This window comes from Nocardioides sp. YJ-D4 (genome assembly GCF_054031495.1).
On sequence record NZ_CM132932.1, the window covers coordinates 1,481,220 to 1,502,597 of the forward strand.

The 21,378-nt window shown below is 69.9% G+C and carries 24 protein-coding genes; 13 read left to right on the forward strand and 11 right to left on the reverse strand.

Annotated features, from left to right (window positions below):
* Nucleotides 1-2: 2 nt before the first annotated feature.
* A complete protein-coding gene (locus ACW14X_RS07140) occupies nt 3-953 on the forward strand; it encodes an endonuclease/exonuclease/phosphatase family protein (RefSeq protein WP_457165140.1) in 951 nt (316 codons plus the stop codon).
* On the opposite strand, the gene ACW14X_RS07145 is transcribed toward ACW14X_RS07140, so the two are convergent.
* Nucleotides 945-1,334, reverse strand: a complete 390-nt coding sequence (locus ACW14X_RS07145; protein WP_457165141.1) for a VOC family protein — start codon at nt 1,332-1,334, stop codon at nt 945-947. The genes ACW14X_RS07140 and ACW14X_RS07145 overlap by 9 nt on opposite strands.
* A gap of 68 nt (nt 1,335-1,402) precedes the next feature.
* On the opposite strand from ACW14X_RS07145, the gene ACW14X_RS07150 reads away from it, so the two are divergent.
* On the forward strand, nt 1,403-1,654 hold the full coding sequence (locus ACW14X_RS07150) for a type II toxin-antitoxin system Phd/YefM family antitoxin (protein WP_457165142.1): 252 nt from the start codon (nt 1,403-1,405) through the stop codon (nt 1,652-1,654).
* Complete coding sequence (locus tag ACW14X_RS07155) at nt 1,641-2,042, forward strand: type II toxin-antitoxin system VapC family toxin (protein WP_400458769.1); 402 nt, start codon at nt 1,641-1,643, stop codon at nt 2,040-2,042. Before ACW14X_RS07150 ends, ACW14X_RS07155 begins: the two co-directional genes overlap by 14 nt.
* Nucleotides 2,043-2,076: 34 nt before the next feature.
* Here the strand turns inward: ACW14X_RS07155 and ACW14X_RS07160 are convergent, their stop codons facing one another.
* The gene (locus ACW14X_RS07160; RefSeq protein WP_457165143.1) at nt 2,077-2,907 is read right to left on the reverse strand and encodes an esterase/lipase family protein; all 831 of its coding nucleotides are present in this window, start codon (nt 2,905-2,907) and stop codon (nt 2,077-2,079) included.
* 242 nt (nt 2,908-3,149) lie between these two features.
* On the opposite strand from ACW14X_RS07160, the gene aspS reads away from it, so the two are divergent.
* On the forward strand, nt 3,150-4,439 hold the full coding sequence (gene aspS / locus ACW14X_RS07165; RefSeq protein ID WP_457165144.1) for an aspartate--tRNA(Asn) ligase: 1,290 nt from the start codon (nt 3,150-3,152) through the stop codon (nt 4,437-4,439).
* A gap of 77 nt (nt 4,440-4,516) precedes the next feature.
* Here the strand turns inward: aspS and ACW14X_RS07170 are convergent, their stop codons facing one another.
* The 4 genes from ACW14X_RS07170 to ACW14X_RS07185 form a co-directional block, all read right to left on the reverse strand.
* On the reverse strand, nt 4,517-6,796 hold the full coding sequence (locus ACW14X_RS07170) for a VanW family protein (protein ID WP_457165145.1): 2,280 nt from the start codon (nt 6,794-6,796) through the stop codon (nt 4,517-4,519).
* Nucleotides 6,797-6,858: 62 nt separating this feature from the next.
* Nucleotides 6,859-7,215 carry a hypothetical protein gene (locus ACW14X_RS07175; RefSeq protein WP_457165146.1) on the reverse strand — a complete coding sequence of 119 codons (357 nt, stop codon included), beginning with the start codon at nt 7,213-7,215 and terminating at the stop codon, nt 6,859-6,861.
* Complete coding sequence (mshB, locus tag ACW14X_RS07180; RefSeq protein ID WP_350844086.1) at nt 7,212-8,123, reverse strand: N-acetyl-1-D-myo-inositol-2-amino-2-deoxy-alpha-D-glucopyranoside deacetylase; 912 nt, start codon at nt 8,121-8,123, stop codon at nt 7,212-7,214. The genes ACW14X_RS07175 and mshB overlap by 4 nt, the downstream gene beginning before the upstream one ends.
* The gene (locus tag ACW14X_RS07185) at nt 8,120-8,830 is read right to left on the reverse strand and encodes a (deoxy)nucleoside triphosphate pyrophosphohydrolase (protein WP_160024796.1); all 711 of its coding nucleotides are present in this window, start codon (nt 8,828-8,830) and stop codon (nt 8,120-8,122) included. The genes mshB and ACW14X_RS07185 overlap by 4 nt, the downstream gene beginning before the upstream one ends.
* Nucleotides 8,831-8,942: 112 nt before the next feature.
* On the opposite strand from ACW14X_RS07185, the gene ACW14X_RS07190 reads away from it, so the two are divergent.
* A complete protein-coding gene (locus ACW14X_RS07190; protein WP_457165147.1) occupies nt 8,943-10,589 on the forward strand; it encodes a D-alanyl-D-alanine carboxypeptidase family protein in 1,647 nt (548 codons plus the stop codon).
* Between the two features lie 34 nt (nt 10,590-10,623).
* Here the strand turns inward: ACW14X_RS07190 and ACW14X_RS07195 are convergent, their stop codons facing one another.
* On the reverse strand, nt 10,624-11,451 hold the full coding sequence (locus ACW14X_RS07195) for a thioesterase family protein (RefSeq protein WP_160024798.1): 828 nt from the start codon (nt 11,449-11,451) through the stop codon (nt 10,624-10,626).
* 45 nt (nt 11,452-11,496) lie between these two features.
* On the opposite strand from ACW14X_RS07195, the gene ACW14X_RS07200 reads away from it, so the two are divergent.
* The 8 genes from ACW14X_RS07200 (at nt 11,497) to ACW14X_RS07235 (ending at nt 17,656) form a co-directional block, all read left to right on the forward strand.
* On the forward strand, nt 11,497-11,874 hold the full coding sequence (locus ACW14X_RS07200) for a YidH family protein (RefSeq protein ID WP_160024799.1): 378 nt from the start codon (nt 11,497-11,499) through the stop codon (nt 11,872-11,874).
* 58 nt (nt 11,875-11,932) lie between these two features.
* A complete protein-coding gene (locus ACW14X_RS07205) occupies nt 11,933-12,988 on the forward strand; it encodes an acetamidase/formamidase family protein (RefSeq protein ID WP_457165148.1) in 1,056 nt (351 codons plus the stop codon).
* Entirely contained in the window at nt 12,985-14,520 is a 1,536-nt protein-coding gene (locus ACW14X_RS07210) for an AtzH-like domain-containing protein (RefSeq protein WP_457165149.1), read from the forward strand. Before ACW14X_RS07205 ends, ACW14X_RS07210 begins: the two co-directional genes overlap by 4 nt.
* 75 nt (nt 14,521-14,595) lie before the next feature.
* Nucleotides 14,596-15,090, forward strand: a complete 495-nt coding sequence (gene uraD / locus ACW14X_RS07215; protein ID WP_457166054.1) for a 2-oxo-4-hydroxy-4-carboxy-5-ureidoimidazoline decarboxylase — start codon at nt 14,596-14,598, stop codon at nt 15,088-15,090.
* Entirely contained in the window at nt 15,087-15,401 is a 315-nt protein-coding gene (gene uraH, locus ACW14X_RS07220) for a hydroxyisourate hydrolase (RefSeq protein WP_350844098.1), read from the forward strand. Before uraD ends, uraH begins: the two co-directional genes overlap by 4 nt.
* Nucleotides 15,401-16,276 (forward strand): factor-independent urate hydroxylase, encoded by an 876-nt coding sequence (gene pucL, locus ACW14X_RS07225; protein WP_457165150.1) that lies wholly within the window; start codon nt 15,401-15,403, stop codon nt 16,274-16,276. The genes uraH and pucL overlap by 1 nt, the downstream gene beginning before the upstream one ends.
* A 5-nt stretch (nt 16,277-16,281) precedes the next feature.
* Nucleotides 16,282-17,115, forward strand: coding sequence for a MurR/RpiR family transcriptional regulator (locus tag ACW14X_RS07230; protein WP_160024804.1), 834 nt, complete (start codon nt 16,282-16,284; stop codon nt 17,113-17,115).
* A gap of 61 nt (nt 17,116-17,176) precedes the next feature.
* Complete coding sequence (locus ACW14X_RS07235; protein ID WP_160024805.1) at nt 17,177-17,656, forward strand: nucleoside deaminase; 480 nt, start codon at nt 17,177-17,179, stop codon at nt 17,654-17,656.
* Nucleotides 17,657-17,753: 97 nt separating this feature from the next.
* Here the strand turns inward: ACW14X_RS07235 and ACW14X_RS07240 are convergent, their stop codons facing one another.
* Genes ACW14X_RS07240 through ACW14X_RS07255 form a run of 4 tightly spaced genes read right to left on the reverse strand, consistent with a single transcriptional unit; the run spans nt 17,754 to nt 21,317 of the window.
* The gene (locus ACW14X_RS07240; RefSeq protein WP_457165151.1) at nt 17,754-18,560 is read right to left on the reverse strand and encodes an ABC transporter permease; all 807 of its coding nucleotides are present in this window, start codon (nt 18,558-18,560) and stop codon (nt 17,754-17,756) included.
* Nucleotides 18,557-19,366, reverse strand: a complete 810-nt coding sequence (locus ACW14X_RS07245; protein WP_160024806.1) for an ABC transporter permease subunit — start codon at nt 19,364-19,366, stop codon at nt 18,557-18,559. The genes ACW14X_RS07240 and ACW14X_RS07245 overlap by 4 nt, the downstream gene beginning before the upstream one ends.
* Nucleotides 19,366-20,199 (reverse strand): ABC transporter ATP-binding protein, encoded by an 834-nt coding sequence (locus tag ACW14X_RS07250; protein ID WP_457165152.1) that lies wholly within the window; start codon nt 20,197-20,199, stop codon nt 19,366-19,368. Before ACW14X_RS07250 ends, ACW14X_RS07245 begins: the two co-directional genes overlap by 1 nt.
* A gap of 2 nt (nt 20,200-20,201) precedes the next feature.
* Nucleotides 20,202-21,317 (reverse strand): ABC transporter substrate-binding protein, encoded by a 1,116-nt coding sequence (locus tag ACW14X_RS07255; RefSeq protein ID WP_350838115.1) that lies wholly within the window; start codon nt 21,315-21,317, stop codon nt 20,202-20,204.
* Between the last annotated feature and the right edge of the window lie 61 nt (nt 21,318-21,378).

Genomic DNA, 21,378 nt, shown 5'->3' on the forward strand with positions numbered 1-21,378 from the left:
CGATGGAATCGGGCATCAGCATCACCAGGCGAGGAATCCTCTCTTCCGCGGGCGCGCTGGGCGTGGCCGCAGCGGCCGGCACGACGTTGGGCGGCACCCTGCCCGCGACCGGTGTCGCTGCATACGTTGGGCCTTCGGGTGACGCCTTGATCGGCAAGGTCAAGGCGCCCGACCTGCACGTGATGAGCTTCAACATCCGTTACGACCGCGAGGGCACGCAGCCGGGGCAGCCCGACTACTGGCCCGAGCGCAAGCCCTTGGTCACCGAGCTCGTCGAGCTCGAGAAGCCGACGATCCTGGGCGTGCAGGAGGCGGAGTTCGGGCAGCTCGTGGCCCTCGAGGCGGGTCTTGGGCCGAAGTACCGGATGCTCGGGTTCGGGCGTGACGGCGGCGCCGGTGGCGAGTACTCCTCGATCTTCTACGACGCCTCTCGGCTCGAGGCCCTGTGGTGGGACCAGTTCTGGCTCTCCGACACTCCCGATCTGATCGGCTCGGCGACCTGGGGCAACACGGTGACCCGGATCGTGACCTGGGTGCGGTTCCGCGACCTGGAGACAGGCACGGAGTTCCTGCACGTCAACTCCCACTTCGACCACCAGTCCGAGAACGCCCGGGTCCGAGGTGCGGAGGTCGTCCGCTCGCTCATCGCCGACACCGGCCTCCCGGCTGTCTTCACCGCCGACTGCAACGCTGCGGCCGAGGCCTCGGCGTCCTACACGACGCTGGTGACCGACGGCGGCCTCATCGACACCTGGCTCGCGGGCACCCACCTCACCCCGCGTGTGGGCACCTTCCCCAACTACGGCACGCCCTCCCCGACCGGCAACCGGATCGACTGGATCCTGACGACTCCTGGGATCACCGTGAAGGAATCCGCGATCAACACCTGGACCAAGGACGGTCGCTGGCCCAGCGACCACACCCCTGTCCAGGCGCTTGTACGCCTACCCTGACAGAAGATCCCACAGATTGCCGAAGGGGTCCCTGAAGACCTGAAGGGTGCCGTAGGGCTCCTCGCGCACCGGCCCGACGAGCTCGATCCCGGCAGCGACCAGCTTCTCGTACGCCACCCCGAAGTCGTCCACGCGGAGGAAGAACGTGACCCGGCCGCCGGTCTGGTCACCGACCCTCGCGGCCTGCGCCGGACCGTCGGCCCGAGCGAGCAGGAACCCGGTGCCGCCGCCCGGCGGGCGGACGACCACCCATCGCTTCGGGCGGCCGTCGTTCGTCGTCGCAGGGGCGTCCTCGGTCACTTCGAAGCCGAGGACGTCGCGGAAGAAGTCCACCGCCTCGTCGTAGTCGGGCACGACGAATGTCACCAGATCCAGATGCATCCTGATCCTCCTCAGTGGGTCACGACCATGGGTTGACCAACCTGGTTGACCAACCTACCGTGGATGTTATGGATGCAGCACATGTGGTGAAGGTGCAGGAGGCGAAGACACACTTGTCGAGCCTGCTCACCGAGGTCGAGGCGGGCGGCCAGGTCGTCATCGCCCGAGGTGACCGCGCCATCGCCCGCCTGGTGCCGATCGAGAGGCCGACCAGACGGATTCTCGGCGGCCTGCGCGTGAGCGTGCCCGACGAGTTCTTCGACCCACTCCCCGACGACGAGATCGCCTCCTGGGAGGGCTCGCTCGATGAAGACCTATGAGCGGGTCCTCCTCGACACCCACGCATACATCTGGCTGGTGAGCGACCCCGACCGGCTCAGCACCGTTGCCTACGAGGCCGTCATCGACATCGACACCGAGGTCTTCGTCTCGGCGGCGAGCCTCTGGGAGATCTCCACCAAGGCTCGGCTCAGCAAGCTCCCCGGCGGAGGCACCCTGGCCGCCACCTTCGAGGACCGCACACGCCTTCATGTCCTGGAGCGGCTGCCGATGGACTTCAACCACTCACGCCTCGCCGGTGAGCTCGACTGGGACCACCGCGATCCGTTCGACCGAATGCTCGCAGCTCAGAGCATGCTCGAGAACCTTCCCCTGGTGACCAAGGACAGCAGGCTGCAGGCGTACGACTCCATTCACACCATCTGGTGACCACATCGTCGGGGATGCCCTCTCCCGGCGACGGTCAGCAGGTCTTCAGGCCCGGGGATGCGGGGCCTTCGTGGGTGAGCGCGTCGAGGGTGAGGGCGATGGCGGAGGTGCTCATCGGGATGAGCAGGTGGTCGGAGAGGTCGAGGGCGCAGGCGTCCTGGATGCGTACGTTGGTGGTGTTCGGGCCCTCGGCGAGGAAGCCGGAGGTGTGAGGCACGACCACCTCGTCGGTGGCGGTGACGATCTGGGTGTAGGAGATGTCGCCCGGGGTCTCGTCGCCGGCGTTCAGGTCGACGAGGAACGGCGAGCCGGCCGCTTGCTGGGCACACGACTGGCACAGACCGGTGGCTCCGATCGCGGTCCCGTCCATGACGATGGTCGTGCCGTGGTTGGAGGGGGCGAGGCCGATGAGGTCCTCGACGTGGGCGGCGCCACCGAGGTTCTTGATGTAGTAGCGCGGCATCATCCCGCCCTGGGAGTGACCGACGAGGGACACCTTGTCGGCGTGGGTGACCTCGCGTACGCGTTCGATGAACTCACCCAGGTGAGCGGCCGAGTCCCGGATGTCGCCGGTCGCGCGGTTGCCGTAGTCGAACGAGTAGACGCAGAACCCGGCCCGCTTCATGGCCAGCGAGATCGGGTCCAGCAGCGAGCGGCGGTCACCGAAGGTGCCGTGCACCAGGATCACCGGCGTCGGGCGCGCTGCCGACGGCGCGCACGCCCAGTCGTTGGACCCGGCAGGGTCTCCGTAGGGCGACCCTGGCAGCGGGATCGCGGTCGGGCTCGACCCCGCAGCAGCGGCAGGCGGGGCCGGGACGAGAACGAGCGCGACAGCAGCGAGAAGACTCAACAGGAACGGGCGCATGACCGCTTCAACGAACGGCTGTGACCCGCGTCACGCCCAGAAACGCGTTGGCGGACGGCCTGTGGCGAGATCTACGATCGTCAGCGGCACCGCCGAGGAGTGACGACCCTCTGCCCCGCGGCACGGCGGCACCCGCGCGTACGGCGTATCGACGAGAGGCTGATGAGACATCAGCGAAGGTGTGGTGGCACCGCGACCTAGCCCCCGCCCACACCTCCAGGGCCTCGCCACCTGGAGGAATGATGAAACCGATAGACCGTACGCTCGCCGCCCGTCTCACCGCGGCCACACCAGGCACCACCGTTCGGCTCTGCGGACACGTGCACCGACGACGCGAGCTCGCCGCCGTGACGTTCCTCGTGCTGCGTGACCACAGCGGCCTTGCCCAAGTGGTGATCAAGCCGGCCGACGGGCAGCAGACGCCACCCGAGGAGACGCCGGTCGAGGTGATCGGCATCGCCACCGCCAACCCGCAGGCGCCGGGAGGGGTCGAGGTCACCTCGCCGGTGGTCACCTCGCTCTCCGACCCTGCGATCACCCCGCCGGTCGAGCTCTGGCGACCCGAGCTCGCGGCCGGTCTGCCGACCCTGCTCGACCACGCGCCGGTGACTTGGCGTCATCCGGCGGTCCGGGCCCGATGGGAGCTCGCCGCGGCGTCCCTTCGCGGCTTCCGGCAGACCCTCGACGCCGCCGGCTTCACCGAGGTCCACTCCCCCAAGATCGTGGAGTCGGTGACCGAGTCTGGAGCGAACGTCTTCGAGATCGACTACTTCGGGCGGTCCGCCTACCTCGCCCAGTCGCCCCAGTTCTACAAGCAGCAGCTGGTGGGCGTCTTCGAACGGGTCTACGAGGTCGGGCCGGTCTTCCGGGCCGAGCCGCATGACACGGTGCGACACCTGGCCGAGTACGTCAGCCTCGACGTCGAGCTCGGATTCATCCGCAACCACCGCGACGTGCTCGCCGTCCTCCGCACGGTGGTGGCGGGCATGGTCGGGGGGATCACGGCGTACGCCTCAGACGCGGTCGAACGGCTGGGCGCAGCGCTTCCCGTGGTGCCGGAGGAGATCCCGGTCATCCACTTCACCGACGCGCTGAAGCTGGTCGGGGCGGCCGAGGACGAGCCCGACCTCGCTCCCGAGCACGAGCGCGCGCTCGGGGCGTGGGCTCGGGAGACGTACGCCTCGGACTTCTTAGCCGTGGAGGGCTACCCGATCGGGAAGCGGCCGTTCTACACCCACCCGCAGCCCGGTGACGAGCGCTGGACCAACAGCTTCGACCTGCTCTTCCGGGGCCTGGAGCTGGTCACCGGCGGGCAGCGCCTGCACCGGCTCGCCGACTACGAGCAGGCGATCCGGGCGCGCGGTGAGGACCCGGCAGCGTACGCGTCGTACCTGCAGGCCTTCGCCCACGGGATGCCGCCCCACGGCGGCTTTGCGCTGGGCCTCGAACGATGGGTCGCTCGGCTCGTCCGGGCCGCCAACATCCGCGAGGTCACTCTGTTCCCCCGTGACCTGCACCGCCTGACGCCCTGACAGCACGCGCCGAGTCGGCGCAACACGGTCCTCGCTTCGCTCCGGTCCGTTTGCGCCGACTCAGCTCTCGCTGAACGCTAGTTGGGGTCGGCGGGCGGCGGCGGCTTCTCCGACTCGTCCGTGCACTCGACCTCGTCCTGCGGGATGTAGGTGGTCTTGAAGGTCTCGGTGTCGACCTTCGTGCCCGATCCGGCGTTGTAGAAGTCGCGCCAGACGTTGATCGAGAAGCCCGGGGCGCCGACGGTGTTCTCGCAGTTGCCGTCGGTGATCTTCTGCTTGCCCGGCGACTTGAAGTCGTAGCGCTCGCCGGTGCGGGCCTTGATGTCGTAGATCTTGGTGGACCACATCTCGACGGTCACCGAGCCCTGGCCGGCGGCGCTGGCGGGGTTGACCCAGGAGCGGATCAGGACGCCGTACTTGGTGTTGTTCTTGAACTTCAGGTCCAGCGAGGGCCAGGCGACGGTCGCCTCACGGCCGATCGGGTAGCGGTCGATGTAGAGCGAGTGCGCCTTGTGCTCGACGTCCTGGAGACCGGCGAAGAACATCGCGTTGAACGTGGTCGTCGCCATCTGCGAGACACCGCCGCCGTAGTCCTCGCGGAAGATCCCGTTCTGGATCATCCAGCCCTTGGTGAAGCCGTTGGCGGCCGTACGCTCCCCCACGATGCCGTTGAGGGAGAAGGTGTCGCCCGGAGCGAGCACGGTGCCGTTGACCAGCTCGGCGGCGCGGCCGATGTTGACGTTGCGGTATTCGGCGTAGGGGAAGTTGGTGGTGAAGGTCGAGACCTTCTCCTTCACGCCCCAGGCCTTGGCCTCTTCGGTGGTGACCTTCGGCTTGGCGACCTTCGACTTCACCTCGACGGTGCGCTCGCCCTGGGGCGCGGTGACGACGTCGAGGAAGACCGCCTCCAGGTCCTTCTGGTTGAAGGTGACACCCGGCTTGGCGGGGATGACCTTCGGAGCGCCGTTGACCATCTTGATGGTCGCGTCCACCGGCTTCGCGGCGTCGTCGGCGAGGGCCTTCTTGAGCACCTTCTTGAGCTTGCTGGGCGCCACCGAGGCCTGCAGCTCGCCGTCCTTGGGGTCGAACCGGATCGCGTCGCCGAACTCCTTCGGGGACAGCTCCACCGGGGTCTTCTCGAACTTCAGCGTGATCGGGCCGGAGACCGCCGGCGTGGCGACCTTGTCGACCGCCTCCTGGACGTCGGCCTCGTCGACGTCGGGGGTGAGCTCCGCGAGAGGTACGTCGGCCTTGCGGTCGCCCTCGACGAGGAGCTGACCGGCGAGCGCGGTCTGGAGCGCCTCATCGCTGACGCCCTCGCCGGCGACCGGCTGGGTGGTCTTGATCTTGCCCTTCTTGATGACGACGTCGCCGTCCTTGAAGGGGGTGCCGGCGCGCTTGTTCACCTTGGCCGCGACCTTGGCGATCAGCTTGTCGTCGGCCTTGATGACGGGCTCGATCTCGCCACCGCCGGTGAAGTGCTTCCACAGCTTGACCGGGCTCCAGCTGCGTACGGCATTGGCCTTCTCGATCGTCGCCTCGGCGTCGAAGCTCAGGCCCGCGTCGGCCGGGTTGACCTCGGTCGTGCTGTCGCCGGCGGTCACGTTGATCGGCTGGCTGTGGGCCGGGGCGAACTTCTGGTCCAGCAGCGGCGTCGCCTCGTCGGCCGTCATGCCGCCGATGTCCACGCCCGCGACCGTGGTGCCCTCGGGGATCTTCTCCCCGGCCACGGCGTACGCAGCAGCCCATCCGGCGAAGGCCAGGATGGCGACGCCGCCCGCGATCGCCACGGCGACCTTGGTGCCGGTGCCGAGCGGCTTGCTCTCGGCCGCGACCGGCTGGGCGTAGTCGGGCTGCTCGAAGGCCGTCTCGAAAGGAGCAGGCTCGGCGGGCGCCGGCTCGTTCACGACGAACGGACCGACTCCCATGACGGTCGCCTCGAGAGGCTCGTCATCGAAGTCGGGGACGTCCTGGACCTGGCGGTCGAAGGCGATCTCGGTCGCCGCGTCGTCAGCCAGGTCGGGGGCGGCGTCGGCCGCGTCCGGCTCCGGGGCGAACTTCCGGTTCTTCGAGACGAAGAGGAAGTTCTCGTCCTCCGGCAGCGGCGCGCGCTTCGGCAGCTCCGAGCGCAGCATCGTGCTGCGCAGCAGGGTCTCCTCGGCGGGATCCTCATCGGCATCGGTCGGGACCGGCGCAGCACCCGTCGACTCGGCAACACGAGCATCGATCTCGATCTGAGGGATCATGATCGTCTCGATGGCAGCATCGTCCGCGCCAGCTTGGCTGGCGTTGGACCCGGCCGCGTCAGTTTGCTTCGCGGGCTCGGGGGCCTTGGAGGCCTCGGGCTCATGGGACATGCGGGAGAGCCTAGGACCTATACCCCCCTAGGCCGAACCCGTAGCCCATCTTGGGACGTTCGTCACTTCGCGGCGAGGTCCTGATCGGCCCGGGAAGCGGCCCTCGACACGGTCGCGGTGGCCACCACGACCATCAGCACGGCCCAGAAGATCATCAGGTATCCCGCCACGTCGCCCGCGACGGCATACCCGCCCGTCGGCCTCGGCGTCGCGGCCAGCGCGACCACGATCGCCCAGGCCACGGCGTACGCGATCCTCGAAGCCCCGCGCGGCAGCACGAGCAGCGTCGCCGAGGACGCGGCCAACGCGAGCAGCAGACCCCACCACCACGGGTGGACCGCGACCGCCGCGACCCCGACGACGAGACCGAGGAGAAGACCGGCCCCACCACGAGCCAGGCCGCCGCCGAACGGCCTCACAACCCGGCGAAGAGGTCGGTCAGGGTGGTCCCTTCGACGTCTCCCTTGGCGATCCGGAAGTGCTCGTGGGACCACGCGGTCGTACCGAGGCTGTTGGTCATCGCGAAGATCCCCTCCTCCATGTCCATCTGGGTGGGGTAGGCGCGCATCGCGGCGACCTTCTGGTCGGCGAAGGCGGTGCCGTCGATCGCGGCGGCGATGTCGACGTCGGGGGTGGCCATCGGCAGCGGACCCTCGGGGTCCATCCCGCCGAGCGCGTCCTCGTTGCCGGCCGCGCGGGCCGCTCGCAGCCCCTCGCGGATCCAGCTCTCCGCGATCGCGGTCCAGAAGATCCGGTCGATCTCGTGGGCCTCGCCGAGCTCCTTCTTGTAGGTCGGCACGGCGGCGAGATGGGCAGCGTACGTCGCGACCCGGTGGGCCTGGATGTGGTCGGGGTGGCCGTAGTTGCCGAACTCGTCGTAGGTGACCAGCACCTGCGGGCGCACCTCGCGGATGATCGTGACGAGGTGGTCGGCGGCCTCGTTGAGGTCGGCGTACCAGAAGGCGTTCTCGCGGGCGTCGGGGTCGGGGAGCGCGTGGGTGCGGTCCTCGCTCCAGGTCATCCCGGAGTCGCGGTAGTTGCCGAATCCGCCCAGCCAGCGGTGGTCGACCTGGCTGCCGTCGGGCGCCTTCAGGGCCGCCATCGCGTCCTCGATCTCGCCCCGGCGGTGATCGCCCAGGGCGTCGTCCTGATCCGCGGCGAGGTGGGCCAGCTCGGGCACCAGGATCTCGCCCATCTCGCCTGCCGTGCAGGTCACCAGGGTCACGCGGGCGCCCTCGGCGAGATACTTCGCCATCGTCGCCCCCGTCGTGATCGTCTCGTCGTCGGGGTGGGCGTGCACGAGCAGCAGGCTCTTCTGTGAAGTCACGAACTCGATCCTAGGTCGGGGCGCTTTATCCGCTTGGGGTTGTCGGGGAGCTCGACGGGTTCGGGGGCGATCGAGTCGTCCGGTGCATCCTCGGGGATGTCGAGCCAGCCGTCGTACTGGTCCACCAGCAGCTCCAGAACCATCTCCGGGGCGTCCGTCTCCACCGACCAGGGGTGGTCCTCGTCGTCGTCCTCGCCCTGGTAGCGCTCCCGGGTGACCCGGGCCGTCCAGCCCTCGCGCTCCAGCGTCGAGGCGGCCGAACGGGCGTCCTCCTCCTCGAAGAAGATGCCGCGCAGGGTGGTCCCTTCGGGCACGCCGAGTACGTGGCGGAGCGCATCGAGGAACGGACGGTCGGGCTCGAGCCAGTCGACCGAGTCGAGGTCCTCGGCCGCCAACCAGAGGACCTGGTCGTGCTCGCGCGGCCTCGGCTCCCCCGCGACCACCCGCGCGGTGGCCGCGATCAGGCGGGCCTCCTCACCGATCGGCGCCTCGCCCTGCATCCAGTCGAGCACCTCGATCAGGCAGCCGAGCTCCTCGCCGATCTCCCGGACGAGGGCCGCCTCCGGCGTCTCCCCCTCCTCGACCTTGCCGCCGGGGAGCTCCCAGCGTCCGGCGGCCTCGGGCGGGGACGTACGCCTCGCGGCCAGCACCTGCTTGCCGTCGGCGCTGAGGATCGCCGCGGCCACTACGGTCTTGGGGCTGTTCACGTGTGAGATTGTTCCCTAGACACCCGGAAAGTGGTGTCTCTTGGGTACGCTCCAACGCCGTGCCTCGCCGTCTTCTGCTCATCGCCTGCCTGCCCCCGTCCGGGGCCCGATCATGAGCGATCAGCAGTGGCCCCCGCGGCGCCCCGGCGAGCCTCGCCCGCCCTACCGGGGGCAGCAGCCGCTCCCCGGCCCGCGGCAGCCCCAACGACCACAGGCGCCGCCGGGACGGCCGCAGCAGCCGCACCCCGGTCAGCAGCGGCCTCATCCGGGTCAGCACCAGCCCTACCCGGGCGGGCAGCGCTACCCCGAGCAGCGGCCGTACCCGGGTCAGCAGCAGCCCTACCCGCCGGCACAGCAGCAGCCCTATCCGTCTGAGCAGCCGCCCTACGGCCAGCAGCCCTACCCGGATCAGCAGCCCTACCCGAACCAGCCGTATCCGGAGCAGCCCTACCAGGACCAGCCGTATCCGGAGCAGCCTTACCAAGACCAGCCCTACCAAGACCAGCCCTACCTCGAGCAGCCCTACGGACAGCAGCCTCCCCCGGCGTACCCGCAGGGTTTCGGACCCGGCCGGTTCGGGCCGGAGCCGCCGAAGAAGCGGCGGTGGCCGAAGGTGGTCGTGAGTCTGCTGCTGCTCGCGCTGGTCGGGGTGGGCGGCTACGGGGCGTACGACTTCTACGACCAGACGCAGAAGTGGGAACAGACCACCACCGATGACCTGAATGACGTCGGCAGCGACCTGTCGGTGGCCGTGGCGTCGCTGCGCAGCGTCGGCTGGGAGGTCACCGCCGCGGACATCGGCACGTGGCTGGAGCAGCCGGGCGCCTACGGCGAGGGCCTGAGGCTGCGTACGCTGCAGGCGGACGAGGCAGGCAACAGCTTCTCGGTGGCGGGCTACCGGACCTGGCAGGACACCTACGCCAAGCGCGACCACACCACGGTCGTGTGTGCCGACATCACCCTCGCGTCCGGGACCCAGAAGCCGCTGAGCGAGACGATCACGACCTGCCCCGAGGACGTCCCGAAGACGGCTCCGGACGCCGGACAAGCCGACGCCGACGCGAACACCGGCGGGGTCACCGGCCACCTCGCCGAGCTGGCCGTGGAGGCCTCCGAGCAGCGCGCCGCCGGCGGTGCCGAGGGCAAGCTCCTCGAGGTCGCGGCGCCGACGAGGCCGGTCGGCAACGTACGCGCCGACTCGACCGCGCTGGTGTGCGCGCCGGGGACGAAGGACCTCGGCGAGGGCGAGGGATATGACGAGGGCAGGCTGATCCCGGTGCGGCTCTGCGCGGTCGAGGGGCTGCCCAACACCGGCACCGAGAGCACCAAGGGCGACCCTTACTACATCGACGGCGCCGACGGCCTGACCGTCGTCAACGCACGCATCTCCGGGGCCGCGGCAGCGCTGGTCAAGAGGGCTTCGAAGCAGGGCGTCGACCTGGTCGCGGGCAGCTCGTTCCGGACGATGAAGAAGCAGAAGTCGCTGTGCCAGGAGGACGCCACCGGCGGCTGTCCGTCCGGCGACTACACCCTCACCGCGCAGCCCGGCCACTCCTCCCACCAGCTCGGCATCGCCATCGACTTCGAGCAGCCCAGCGCGACCGGCGGCAAGACCTGCGCGACGCGGGCCTCGGAGCCGGCCAGCGCAGTGTGGCGGTTCCTGAACAAGAACGCTCTGGACTTCGGGCTGAAGCAGTACTCGGCCGAGGCCTGGCACTGGGACGCGTACGGCGGGAAGGACCGCTGCGCCCCGATGTGACCCTTCGTGGCGCCGAGTCGGCGGATCTGACCCGTCAGGCGCGCGGCAGCCGAGCCAGCTGACGCGCCTGCGCGACCAGCTTGCCCTCGGAGTCCCAGACCTCGCAGTCCTCCTCGAACATCCCGCCCGAGAGGTTGCGTGAGAAGTGGGTGACCTTGAGCCAGCCCGGTGCCGGCTTGTGACGGATGTGGCAGGTGAGCTCGAGGGTCGGCGCCCAGCCCGGCAGCTCGAGCCCGAAGGTGACCGGCGGGAGCGCGTCGAGCACCTGCAGCAGCGAGAGCGGGTCGGGCTCGCGGTCGTGGTGCCGGAACCAACCGGTGAAGACCGCCTCGCCGGTCGGCGCCGCGCCGCCCCAGACGAACTGCTCCTTCGGCACGCAGAGCTCGTAGCGGTCCAGCATCGGCACGAACTTCTTCATCTCCTCCGGCGCCGTGGTCGAGGAGAGGCACTCATCGAGCGGCGGCAGCTCCGGCTCGGTCGCGGTGACCCGCTCGAAGCCGCTGCTCTTGGCGTGGAGTCCGTCGAGGTCCGCGTACGTCGCCGTGGTGGTGATCCGCAGCTCCTCGCCCTGCCACAGCTCGGCGGTCGCGATGGCCAGCGAGCCCTTGTCACGCTTGGTCTCGATGCGGACCTCCGCCGGCCCCGGGGTGCTCGCGCCGGCGTAGAACGCGCTCAGCACGATCGGGTCCGGGTGGTTCGGCAGGTGAGCCCGCAGCGCGTTGGCGATCACCGCGAGCAGGTAGCCGCCGTTGACCCCGCCGCCGACCACCCAGCCCGGCGCGAGGTCGGCCGCGTACGTCTTCTGATCGACCCGACGGACCGCGATGTCGCGGTCGAACTCGGCCGGTTCCCTATTACCCATGGGTAATAATCTAGATCGGGACCCGATGTGGTGGACGATGGGGGCATGACCGAGACGCCATCGAAGGAGGACCCGCGGCACCCGCACTGGGTCTACCACCACGGCTCCGAGCCGGACCCGCGGTTCACGCTGGCCAACGAGCGCACCTTCCTGGCCTGGGCACGCACCGTTCTCGGCCTGCTCGCCGGTGCGGTCGCGCTGCACTCGTTCCAGGTGCCCTCCGCGGAGGGCGTACGCATCGGGGTGGTCGCCCTGCTGGTGCTCACCGCGATCCTGTGCACGGTCCTCGCGATGGTCCGTTGGGCGCGGGTCGAACGCGCGATGCGGGAACGGCGCCCGCTGCCGGCCTTCTCCACCGGGTTCATCCTCGCCGGGGCGCTGCTGCTCATCGCGGTGCTCCTCGGCGTCGCGCTCGTCTTCTGAGTCACCGGCCGATCCGCTCGTCACGAGCGTGAAACATCCGTTCCATACGGTTTCGACCATGACTGCCCCCACCGTGACGGCACTGCAGCCGGGAACCGGACCGATCAGCTCCTCGACCTACCTCCCGGCCGAGGTCGACAACGTGCTGTGGGGACGGCTGCCGTGCGCGACGGACTCCCCCGTGCTGAGCGTCGCGCCGGGGACCTCGGTGACCGTGGACACGATCTCCCACGAGGGCATCCTCGAGGACCAGGGGCGCGATCCCGAGCGGTTCTTCTCGGCCCACGGCGTCTCGGAGGTCCTCTCCGACGCGGTCGCTCTCGCAGCCTCGGGCTACGAGCGGACCTTCGGCGTCGACGGGCCGCACGTGGTCTCGCGACCGATCGAGGTCGAAGGTGCCGAGGTGGGCGACCTGCTCGCGATCACGGTGCTGGAGACGCTGCCGCGAGTGCCCTACGGCGTCGTCTCGAACCGGCACGGGCGGGGAGCACTGCCGGAGGAGTTCCCGCGCCGCGGCTCTCCGGTGCACAGCGTCTTCACGCCCGTCGTCGACGGACGTGGGGTGATCGGGCCGGCGTCGTTCGCCCTCGACCCGTTCCTCGGGATCATGGGGGTCGCCGTGCCGGGGCCTGAGCGGCCGCACTCGGTCCCGCCCGGGTCGCACGGCGGCAACATCGACATCCGGCTGCTCACGGCCGGGGCGACCCTCTACCTGCCCGTCCAGGTCGCCGGGGCGCTGGCCTACGTCGGCGACCCGCACTTCGCGCAGGGCGACGGCGAGGTCTCGCTGACGGCCTTGGAGGCGTCTCTCCGGGCGACGCTCCGCTTCGACCTGGTCGCTCGCGAGGAGGCCGCCACGCGGTTCGGCGAGCTCGCCGGGCCGCTGGCGGAGACCTCTGAGTTCCTGATTCCCACCGGGCTCGACGAGTCCCTCGACGTGGCCACGCAGAACTGCGTCCGTGCCGCGATCGCCCTGCTCAGCGCGCGTTTCGGCATGGAGCCGGAGGCTGCGTACGCCTATCTCTCGGCGGCCACCGACTTCCGGATCTCTCAGGTCGTCGACGTCGTCAAAGGCGTACACGCCACGATCCGCAAGGCAGACTTCGCCCTATGACCCCTCGACATGCCGGCGCCCAGCTCACACCGGTCCCGCACGGGCTGCTGCAGGCCTTCCGGGCGTACGAGAGCGCGCTGATGTCCGACGACGTCGCCGCTCTGGACGCGCTCTTCGCCGACTCACCGACCACCCTGCGAGGCGATGCCGCCGGTCTGCTCGTCGGGCACGAGCAGATCTCCGCCTTTCGCGGGTCGCGCGGCGGCGCGCCGAAGCGGCGCATCGTGCAGACCCACGTGCAGGTGATCGACGACGACCACGCGCTGATCGTGGCCGTCACGGAGCTCGACCGCGGTGGACGCGGGCTCCAGACGCAGCTGTGGGCGCGAGACCCGGTGCGGATCGAGTACGGCGGTTGGCAGGTCACCGCGGCCCATGTCTCGACGCCCGCGCCGGCCTTCGACACCCGGATCTGGCGGGTCGTCGGGGACCCGCTGGTCTCCTCGCACACCGCCGACGGCGCGCTCTCGGGCGAGACCGTCGCGGTCAAGGACCTCTTCGCGGTCGCCGGTTTCGCGGTCGGCGCCGGGAGCCCGGCCTGGCTGGAGCAGGCGCCGACGGCACCGTCGCATGCCGCCGCCGTCGCCGCGCTGCTCGATGCCGGGGCGTCGGTGCGTGGAATCGCGCGCACCGAGGAGTTCGCCTACTCGCTGTCGGGGCTCAACGCCCACTACGGGGCGCCGCCGAACCCTAAGGCTCCCGGACGGATCCCCGGCGGCTCGTCATCGGGGTCGGCGACCGCGGTCGCCCTCGGCCAGGCCTCGATCGGGCTCGGCACCGACACCGGCGGCTCGATCCGGGTCCCGTCCGCCTATCAGGGCCTCTACGGGATCCGTACGTCGCACGGGGCCGTCTCGCGCGAAGGCCTGCTTCCGCTCGCCAAGGCCTTCGACACCGTCGGCTGGATGACGCGTTCGGCGTTCCTGCTGCAGGCGGTCGGTGACGTACTGCTGCCGGAGGCTCCGACGTCGTCCGTCTCGGTGGACGAGGTCCACCTGGTGCCGTCGCTGGTCGGGCTCGCCGCCGAGGACGTCGCCACCGCGGTGAACCAGGCGCTGCCCGAGGCCAAGCCGCTGGACTGGGAGGCGGCCAGGCTGGACGAGTGGCGCCAGGCCTTCGTCATCGGCCAGGCCTACCAGGCGTGGCAGGCCCACGGGGCCTGGCTGGAGACCCGGCTCGACACGCTCGGCGAGGCGGTGCGCGGGCGGTTCGAGATGGCCCGGTCGGTGACCCGGGAGCAGGCCGCCGAGGCGCGCACCGTGCTCGCGCAGGCGCGTACGGAGATCCTCGACGTCGTCGGCGACCGCATCCTCGCCTACCCCAGCGCCTCCTCGGTGGCACCGACGGCGGCCGACGCTGCCGGGGCGCGCGACGACACCATGCGCCTCACCTGCGTCGCCGGGATCGCCGGCCTGCCCGCCGTCTCGATCCCGGTACGCACCTCCACCAACCTCCCGGCAGGGCTCTGTCTGGTCGCGGCACCCGGCCGCGACCGCGACCTTCTCGCCCTGGCCCAGAGCTTCGCGGGGTAGCCGCCGGGGCGTTACACAAAGGCAACCTGCGTTGCGGACGCCGAAACGCTCGTTTCATAGGCTGCCCTGGTGACCATGACGCTCGCTGAGTTCCATGCGCTCCCCGCCGACGAGGCGGAGAGCGTCGTCGCCCCCTGCGTCGCGATCCCCTCGTGGGCGGCCGGGCTGGTCGCGAGGCGGCCCTATACGGACATCCCCGACCTGCTCGCCGCCGCGAGGCAACTGGCCGCGGCCTGGACCGACGAGGAGGTCGAGGGCGCCCTGGCCGACCACCCCAGGATCGGGGAACGGCACTCCGGGGACGGGGCGAGCGCGGCGCTCTCCGCCCGTGAGCAGGCCGGAGTCGACCCGGCCGACGCCGAGGTGCAGGCGCGGCTGAGGGCGGGGAACGCGGCCTACGAGGAGCGGTTCGGGCGGATCTACCTGGTACGCGCGGCCGGACGCAGCGCCGAGGAGATGCTCGCGCTGCTCGAGGAGCGGCTGAAGAACGACCCGGCTACCGAAATCGCGGTGACCAAGGGCCAGCTCGCCGAGATCGCGCTGCTCCGGCTGCGAGGCTTGGTGGCATGACCACCGTCTCCACGCACGTCCTCGACGCCGCCCTCGGTCGGCCCGCCGCAGGGCTGGCGCTCTACCTCACCCTTCCCGACGACAGCGCGCGCACCGCGACCACCGACGCCGACGGGCGGGTGCGGTTCGACGGCGAGGTGCCGCCCGGGCCGCACATCCTGACCTTCGAGACCGGGCCGTGGTTCGCCGAGCAGGATCGCGAGACCTTCTTTCCCGAGGTGACCGTCGGGTTCACCGTCACCGCCGGCGAGCACCACCATGTCGCCCTCCTGCTCAGCCCGTTCTCCTACACGACCTATCGAGGAAGCTGATGTCGATCACTCTTGGCCCCAACCAGCACGGCAAGGCGGAGGTACGCCTGGTCAAGGTCGACCGGGAGGGCGCGCGGCACACGATCCACGACCTGAACGTGTCCACCCAGCTCAGGGGCGACTTCGCGACGGCGTTCACCGAGGGTGACAACCTGCACGTGCACGCCACCGACACCCAGAAGAACGTGGTCTACGCGAAGGCCAAGGAGCTCGGCATCACCTCGCCGGAGGCGTTCCTGCTCGATCTCACCGCCTACTGGGCCGATCAGCCGTGGGTGACCGGGTCGGTGATGAAGGCGGAGTCCTACTCCTGGGACCGCATCCCGGCCAACGAGTTCTCGTTCGCCCGGCGCGGTCAGGAGACGCGTACGGCGGTGGTCAACAGCTACGGCGAACGAGAGTTCGTTCTCTCGGGCCTGACCGACCTGGTGGTGCTCAAGTCGACCGGTTCGGAGTTCCACGGCTTCCCGCGCGACCGCTACACCACCCTCGCCGAGACGACAGACCGGATCCTGGCGACCTCGGTCACGGCCTGGTGGCGCTGGGAGACGCATCCGGAGGACTGGAACGAGGCCTACGACCGGATCCGCGCGATCATGCTCGACACCTTCGCCGAGGTGCACTCGCTCGCGCTGCAGCAGACCATCTATGAGATGGGCAAGGCCGTGATGGAGGCCTTCGAGGGGATCGCGGAGTTCAAGATCTCCTGCCCCAACAAGCACCACTTCCTCGTCGACCTCTCCCCCTTCGACCTCGACAACCCGAACGAGGTCTTCTTCGCCGCCGACCGGCCCTACGGGCTCATCGAGGCGACCCTGCAGCGCGACGGATCGACCGAGCCGGACGCCTGGGCCTCGGTGCCGGGCTTCGCGTGATCGACATGACCGTGAGCACGACTCGGGCGGATCAGCGGATCGACCGGCGGATCGCCGCGAACTACCAGACGCTCTCGCCCCAGGAGCGCAAGGCGGCCGACACGCTGCTGGAGCATCTCGACGACCTGGCGACTTACCGCGCGGCCGAGCTGGCCTCGCTCGCGGAGGTGTCCAAAGCGACGATGAGCCGGCTCTTTCGCTCGCTGGGCTTCGACGGCTTCGACGAGGTACGCGACCACCTGCGGGGGCTGCGTACGGCCGGCGAGCCGCGACGGGTCGAGGGCGCTCCGGACCTGAGCGCCCACGCCGAGGGTGAGGCAGCCGCGATCACGCGGGTCGTGGAGCAGGCCGGCATCGCCGAGGCGATCGAGGCCATCGCCAAGGCGAGCGACGTGATGGTCGCGGGCTGGCGCAACTCCTACCCGGTCGCGCTCCATCTGCGCCAGCAGCTCACCCAGACCCGCGAGCGGGTCACGCTCGCGCCCGCTCCCGGCCAGGTCATCGGCGAGGAGCTGGCCGAGCTCGGCGAGGGATCGGTGGTGGTCGCGGTCGGGCTCCGGCGCCGGCCGCCGGGCTTCGGCGAGTTCGTCGACGCCGCCGCGGCCTCCGGAAGCACCGTGATCGTGATCGCCGACCCGACCGGAACGGTCCACCTCGGCCGTGCCGACATCGCGCTGGAGTGCCCGGTCCAGGGCGCTCTCGCCTTCGACTCCCTGGCCGCGCCGATGTCGCTGGCGAGCGTGCTCGCCGACGGCGTACTCCACGAGCGGGGACGGGCCGGACGCGACCGCGTCTCGACCATCAGCGCCACCTATGACCGGCTCCACGAGGTCGAGTGATGTCGAGGAGCAGAATGACAGTAGGAACATCGATCCTCGGGCCTGTGCGAGGGGACTAGGCATGACGGACACCATGTGGCTGGAGCAGGCCGTAGCGCTGGCCGTGCGCAACGTGAACAACGGCGGCGGCCCGTTCGGCGCCATCATCCTGCGCGACGGCATCCTGCTGGGCACGGGCCAGAACCGGGTCACCCGCGACCTGGACCCGAGCGCCCATGCCGAGATCGTCGCGATCCGTTCCGCCTGCAAGGAGGCCGACAGCTTCTCGCTGGCCGGCTGCACGCTCTACACCTCGTGCGAGCCCTGCCCGATGTGCCTGGCGACCGCGCTGTGGGCGCGCCTGGACCGGGTCGTCTACGCGGCCGACCGTGACGACGCGGCCAAGGGCGGGTTCGACGACCGCGCCTTCTACGACCTGTTCGGGACCGGCCGCGCCAACGAGCACCACGACTGGCCGACCCGCGTCGACGAGCTGCGGATCCCGCAGGCGTACGACCCGTTCGACGCGTGGCTCGCGAAGCAGGACCGCACCGACTACTGACCCGTCGAGACGTCACTCCGGTCGGCCGAGTGGGCATCGGATTGCCCACTCGGCCGACCGGAGTGACGCTTCGCGCGACGTACGTGACGCCTCGGCGCTAGCGGGTCGTCATCCCCATCCGCTCCAGCGCGACCGACTCCAGGAGCTGGACGAGGTTGTAGAGCACCAGCGTGACCACGGTGATGATCGCGACGGCTGCCCACAGGTCGTCGAAGCGGGCGGCGGCGGGGAACTTCTGGATGTTGCCGCCGATGCCCTTGCCCGTCGAGAGCCACTCGGCCAGGAGCGCACCGGTCACCGCGCCGGGCACCGAGACGCGGGCGGCGGCGAAGATCGACGGGAGCGCGCCGGGCAGCGACACCTTGCGGATCGCGGTGAGCCGCGATCCGCCGTAGACGGCGACCAGGTCCAGCGACTGCGGCGAGGCCTGCGAGAGCCCGAACAGGACCGCGGCGAGCGCCGGGAACAGCACCACGATGATCCCGAGCACCACGACCGAGGCGGTCGAAGCCCGGCCGGTGATCAGCATGACCACCGGAGCGATCGCGACCAGCGGGATCGAGCGCAGCAGCAGCGCCAGCGGCATCACACCGGCCTCGACCGTACGCGACAGGTTGAACAGCACCGCCGCCACCACCGCGATCGCCATCCCGGCGAGGAAGCCGAGCGCGGCGTCCCTCAGGGTCACCCAGGTCAGCGGGAAGAGCTCCGCCCGGTGGGCATCCGCGTCCGGCCCGGTGAAGAGGTGGTCGACGACGTCCAGCGGACCCTTCGCGACGAACTCCGAGACGCTGGAGAACGACACGAACGCCTGCCAGAGCACGACCACGATCGCCAGCGCGGCGACGGTGTGCAGCACCGGCCCCAGGACCGCCCGCGACAGACCCTTCGCACCCGACCTCATCCGGACCTCCCAGCGACCCATGGCGTCACCAGACGCGAGACCAGCCCCAGCAGCAGGTAGCCGGCCAGGGCGACCAGGGCGCAGACCAGGAAGACGGCCCAGAGCCGCTCCGGGTCCGGCTTGCCCTGCAGCACGATCAGCGTGCGCCCGACGCCACGGTCGGTGGAGCCGAGGTACTCGCCGAGCACGGCACCGAGGATCGCGGTCGGCACCGCGATCTGCAGCGCGTTGAGGATCGCCGGCACGGCCGCGACGAGGCGTACCTTCACCAGCTGGGTCCACACCGACCCGCCGTAGACCCGCACCACGTCGAGCGAGGCGCGATCGGCCGACTTGAACCCGAGGACGGCGCCGACGACGGTCGTGAAGAAGACCATCAGCGCGGCCAGGAAGATCGACGTCTTCGACGGGTCACCGGGCTGCTCGGCGCCGCCGAGGACCACGATCGAGATGCCGCCCACGGCGACCACGGGCAGGCAGTACGTCGTCACCGCGATCTGCATGATCATCGGCTCCAGCCACGGCACCAGCAGCACCAGGGAGGCCAGCAGCAGGGCGATCAGGTTGCCCCAGAGGAACCCGATCGACGCCTCCATCAGTGTCTCCCGGAGTACGCCGTCCCAGAACGCCGCCGGGCCCGCGGCGGCCATCTCGGAGAGGACCGTCCACGGCGGCGGCACCGGCGTGAACCCGGTGCCGGGGTCGGGCGGGAACACGGTCACGGCCACGACGGCCCACAGCACGAAGAGGGTGACCACGCCGATCAGACCGGCCACCCAGCCGGCCAGCTGTTGACTCAGCCGCATCAAGACTCCGCCTCGGCGCGCCCGTCGTCACCGAAGAGCAGCTCGGAGGCCCGGTCGGCCAGCGCGTGGAACTCCGGCGTACGCATCATCTCGGGCGTGCGCGGCCGGGGAAGGTCGACCTCGATGATCTCCTTGATCCGGCCCGGTCGCGGCGACATCACCGCGACCCGGTCGGAGAGGAAGATCGCCTCGTTCACGCCGTGGGTGACCAGCAGCGTGGTCGCCGGCTTCTCGGTCCAGATCCGCAGCAGCTCCAGGTTGAGGTTCTGCCGGGTCATGTCGTCCAGCGCACCGAACGGCTCGTCGAGCAGGAGCACCGACGGCTTCAGCGCGAGCGCGCGGGCGATCGAGACCCGCTGCCGCATCCCGCCGGAGAGCTGCGCCGGGCGCGCCTTCTCGAAGCCCTCCAGTCCCACGAGCTTGATCAGCTCGTGGATGTAGGACATGTCGGGACGGCGCCCGGCGACCTCGAAGACGAGCTTGATGTTGCCGACCACCGAGCGCCACGGCAGCAGCGCGTGGTCCTGGAACGCGATCCCCAGCTCGGAGTCACGCCGCAGCTCGGCGGGAGCCTTGCCGTCGACGTACGCCTCTCCGCTGGTGGGCGTCTCCAGGCCCGCGAGGATCCGCAGGATCGTCGACTTACCGCAGCCGGAAGGCCCCAGCAGGGCCAGGAACGAGCCCTGGTCGGTGTGGAGCTCGGTGTCCTTGAGCGCTGTGACTGCCTTCGACCCGGAGCCGAAGACCTTGCTGATTCCGGAGATGTGGATGCCGGTGCCGCCACCGGTCTCCGCAGCGGGAGCACCGGCATCCATGAGCTTGTTCTCGGCCATGACTACTTCTGGTAGTCCTTGAGCTCGGGGTTCTCCTCGTAGATCTCGTCGATGATCGAGGTGTCGAACAGGTCCTCGGCCGATACCTCCCAGCCGGCAGCGGCGAGCGAGTCGACGGTCTGCTGCTGGAGCTCCTCGGAGATGGTGAAGAGGCCGTTCTTCTCGGTCTCCGGCGTCGAGATCAGCTTCTGCGACTCCTCGAGACCGCGCTTGGTCTTCACCGGGTCGAGCTCACCGAAGCTGGCCTCGAGACCGTCGGAGTCGCTGGCCGCCTGGTTGTAGTGGGTGGTGATGACCTTGACGACCTCGTCGGAGGGGTTCTTGAAGGTCTCGGTCCAACCCTTGATCTCGGCGGTCAGCAGCGCCTTGAGGAGGTCGCGGTTCTCGGCGAGGTACTGGTCGGTGACGGTGTAGGTCTCGGCGACGTACGGCACGCCGTTCTCGGCGTAGGGCAGGTTGGTGACCTCGTGACCGGCCATCTCGACGGTGATCGACTCGTTGGTCAGGTAGGCCATGAAGCCGTCGACCTGGCCCTTCATCAGCGGCGTCGGGTCGAACTCGACCGGGACGACGGTGATGTCGTCCTTCTTCTCCTCCAGGCCGTTGGCCGCGAGGATCGCCTTGAAGACGTTGACGTTGGAGTCCTGGACGCCGATCTTCTTGCCCTTGAGGTCGGCCGGCGTCGCGATGTTGCCGCCGTCCTTGAGGGAGAGGATGGTGAACGGGTTCTTCTGGAAGGTGGCGCCGATGATCTTCAGCGGCGCCTCCTGCTCGGCGATCGCGGAGCCGACCGAGGCGGCGTCGTTGATGGCGACCTGGACCTTGCCGGAGAGCAGCTTGGCCACGCCGGTGTCGGGGCCGGAGATGCCGTTGACCGCGTCGAAGCCGGCTTCCTCGTAGTAGCCCTTGTCCTCGGCGTAGAACTCGCCGGCGAACTCCTCGTTCTTGATCCAGGAGTACTGCATCGAGATGGTGCCGAAGCCCTCCTCGCTGCTGCCTTCTTCGGAGTCGGAGCCGCAGGCGGCCAGAGTGGTGGCGGCGACCAGGGTCAGCAGGGCCGCGGCGGCCCGGCGTTGAACTGACGTACGTCGCGAGGTCCGAGAGGCGGGGGTAGACATCGAAACGAGTTCCCTTCGAGGAGTGTCACGCATAGGTTTCGGGGACCGTAGCGAGCGGAGG